The organism is Pantoea sp. CTOTU49201 (assembly GCF_032054795.1).
Lineage (GTDB): Bacteria > Pseudomonadota > Gammaproteobacteria > Enterobacterales > Enterobacteriaceae > Pantoea > Pantoea symbiotica.
This window is the reverse complement of record NZ_DAMBSA010000475.1, coordinates 1-3241: the sequence shown is the minus strand read 5'-3', so window position 1 is coordinate 3241 and position 3241 is coordinate 1. Positions and strand designations below refer to the sequence as shown.

Sequence of the window (3241 nt, the reverse complement as noted above, 5' to 3'; positions counted from 1 at the left end):
TTGCCTTCCTGATGCAATCGACGAATTTCACCAATTAATTCAGCCGCATCCATAAAGCCGAGATTTACGCCCTGCCCGGCCAGCGGATGGATGGTGTGGGCGGCATCGCCGACCAGCGCCAAACGGTGCGCGGCAAAGTTACGCGCATAACGTGCCGTCAACGGGAAGGTTTTACGTTCACTCTCGACCTGACACAAGCCAAGGCGCATATCAAACGCCACCGACAGCTGCTGATTAAATAGCGCTTCCGGCATCGATTGCAAGCGTGCCGCTTCCTGTGGCGCGAGCGACCAGACGATCGAGCATAAGTGTGGATCCTGCATCGGCAGGAACGCCAGAATACCGTCGCCGTGAAACACCTGACGCGCAATCGCATCATGCGGCATATCGGTACGGATGTTTGCCACCAGCGCGTGATGCTCGTAATCCCAGAAGGTCAGCGGAATATCTGCTTTGTCACGCAGCCACGAATTCGCGCCGTCGGCAGCAACCAGCAAACGGGCGCTCATCATGCTGCCATCTTGCAGCGTAATAAAGGCTTCGTTATCGCCAAACGCCACTTGCTGCAACTGCGCCGGGGCAAACAGCGTGATATCGCTGCTCTGAGTGGCACGCTGCCACAACGCGCTATGAATCACTTCATTTTCAATGATATGACCGAGATGCGATAAGCCTTGCTGCTCATCATCAAAGCTGATCGAACCGAAGCTGTCCTGATCCCACACTTCCATGCCGTGATAGGCGCTGGCACGCAGCGCCAAAATGCTCGACCAGACATCGAGCTTTTGCAGCAGGCGCTCGCTGGCAGCGTTGATGGCGGAGACGCGAATCGACGCATTGCCCGCCGGATCAAACTGTGGCTCGGGTGCTTTTTCCAGCACGGCAACGCGTAAGCCGCTGCCTTGTAGTCCGCAGGCGACGGCCAAACCCACCATGCCGCCTCCGGCAATTGCCACATCAAAAGTTTGCATTGCTGCCCCTTAATTCGTGCTTAACGCTTAACCCAGCCGAGCGTGCGCACGGCAAGTGGATTTCGTAGCCAAGGCAGATGGTCCATCGCCACCAGCCCAAGATTTCGTCCTGCAACCAACGGCGCATAGCGGTTAGCAAACAGTCGGACTAAACCGTCAGTGACGCCAATAGTGGCGGCACGATCGGGCTGACGTCGCGCGGCAAAATGCTGTAATACCGCGAAACTGCCGGGATCTTGCTGCTGACGATGTGCGCCTGCCAGCGTTTCCGCCAGCGACATCACATCGCGCAGACCAAGATTAAAGCCTTGTCCGGCAATCGGATGCAGCGTTTGTGCCGCGTTGCCCACCAGCGCCAGACGATGCGTCACCTGACGTTCGGCGGTGTGCAGCGCCAGCGGATAATGCTCGCGTTGACCGGTGTGAGTGAAACGCCCCAACCGCCAGCCAAATGCGCGCTGCAGTTCTTGCAGGAAGGTGGCGTCATCCCATTGCTTAATGGTTGCTTGCGCCTCAAGCGGATGGCACCACACCAGCGACATGCGGTTGCCGGACATCGGCAACAGCGCCAGCGGGCCGTGTTCGGTAAAGCGCTCAAAGGCGCGGCCCTGATGCGGCAACTGCGTCGACACATTGGCAATCACCGCCAGCTGCTGATAATCATCGCGCTGCCAGGTAATGCCGCAGGAAGCGCCTAAAGGTGAACGCGCACCGTCGGCGGCCACCAGTAATGCGCCTTCCAGTTGTTCGCCGCTGTTCAACATAACCTGCACGTTATCTGCAGTCCGCGATACCGAGGTAACGTGATCCGGGCAGCGCAGCGTGACGCCTGGCGCTTTCTGCAGGCGTTGAAACAGTCGCTGGCCGACATCAAACAGTTCGACCACCTGGCCGAGCGCGGGAACCTGATGATCTTGCGCTTTAAGCGAAACAAAGCCGGTATGACCGCGATCGGAAACGTGAATATCGGTAATTGGCGTGGCGCAATCGGCCAGCGATCGCCACAGATCGATATCCGCTAACTGCTGACAGGTGCCTGCCGCCAGCGCAATCGCGCGTCCGTCGAAGCCAGGATGTGCGCGGCTATCGGGCTGGCTGCGCTCAATCAGGGTAACCGGCAGCTGGCCTTGCGTCAGATGTGAAATCGCCAGCGCCAGGGTCGCACCGGTCATGCCGCCGCCGGCAATCAAAATACTCATGCGTGACGTGCCGCCGCCATCAAGGCTTCAATCGCGTCGGCGTCTTTCACTACGCTATCGGTGAGATTTTCGTTGCCGTCAGCGGTGATGACGATGTCATCTTCGATGCGAATGCCAATACCGCGATATTGTGCCGGCACTTTGGCATCTGGCGCGATATACAAGCCAGGCTCAACGGTCAGCACCATGCCCGGCTCAAGTAAGCGGTCGCGGCTTGGCGTGCCGTAATGGCCAACATCGTGCACATCCAGCCCCAGCCAGTGGCCCAAACCGTGCATGAAGAATGGACGATGCGCCTGCTCTTCAAACAGCGTATCAATGTTGCCATCCAGAATGCCGAGATCGACCAGCCCGGTGATCATGATGCGCACCACTTCGTCATTCACGTCATGGATGCTGATGCCCGGACGGAACATCGACAGCGCTTTATAGAGCGAGGCCAGCACGATGTCATAGATAGCCCGCTGCGGCTCGCTGAAGGTGCCGTTAACCGGGAAGGTGCGGGTGATATCGCCCGCGTAGCCGTGGAATTCACAGCCAGCGTCGATCAGCACTAAGTCGCCATCGCGCATCTCACATTCGTTTTCGGTGTAGTGCAGAATGCAGCCGTTTTCGCCAGAACCAACAATGGTGTTGTACGAGGGGAAACGCGCGCCGTGGCGATTGAATTCGTGATGAATTTCGCCTTCCAGCTGATATTCGAACATGCCTGGACGACAGGCTTGCATCGCTCGCGTGTGCGCCAGCGCGCTGATTTTGCCGGCGCGGCGCAGAATCTCAATCTCTTCCGCACTTTTGAACAGGCGCATTTCATGCACCCACGGACGCCAGTCGGTAACGGTATCCGGTGCGCTGAGGTTTTGACGGAAGCCACGGCGCAGTTTTTCCAGCGCGCTGAACACCAGTTGATCGGCTTCTGCGTATTCGCCCTGCGCGTGGTAAACCACATCCAGGCCGTTGAGCAGTTGATGCAGCTGCTCGCCAATGTCATCCCACGGCAAGGCGCGATCGACACCCAGTTTTGCCGGTGCGGCATCCTGACCAAGGCGGCGACCAAACCAGATTTCGGCC

Annotated in this window: 3 protein-coding genes; all 3 read right to left on the bottom strand. The window is 58.4% G+C overall.

Annotation, left to right across the window (positions count from 1 at the left end; genetic code table 11):
• On the bottom strand, positions 1 to 971 hold a 971-nt coding region (locus tag RTY00_RS22395), incomplete at its 3' end, for an FAD-dependent oxidoreductase (protein ID WP_312666325.1).
• A gap of 20 nt (positions 972 to 991) precedes the next feature.
• Positions 992 to 2170: a 2-octaprenyl-6-methoxyphenyl hydroxylase gene (gene ubiH / locus RTY00_RS22390; protein ID WP_312666323.1), complete on the bottom strand. Its 1179-nt coding sequence runs from the start codon at positions 2168 to 2170 to the stop codon at positions 992 to 994.
• Positions 2167 to 3241 (bottom strand): Xaa-Pro aminopeptidase (pepP, locus tag RTY00_RS22385; protein ID WP_312666321.1); only part of this gene is annotated, 1075 nt, incomplete at its 5' end. The genes pepP and ubiH, both read right to left, overlap by 4 nt.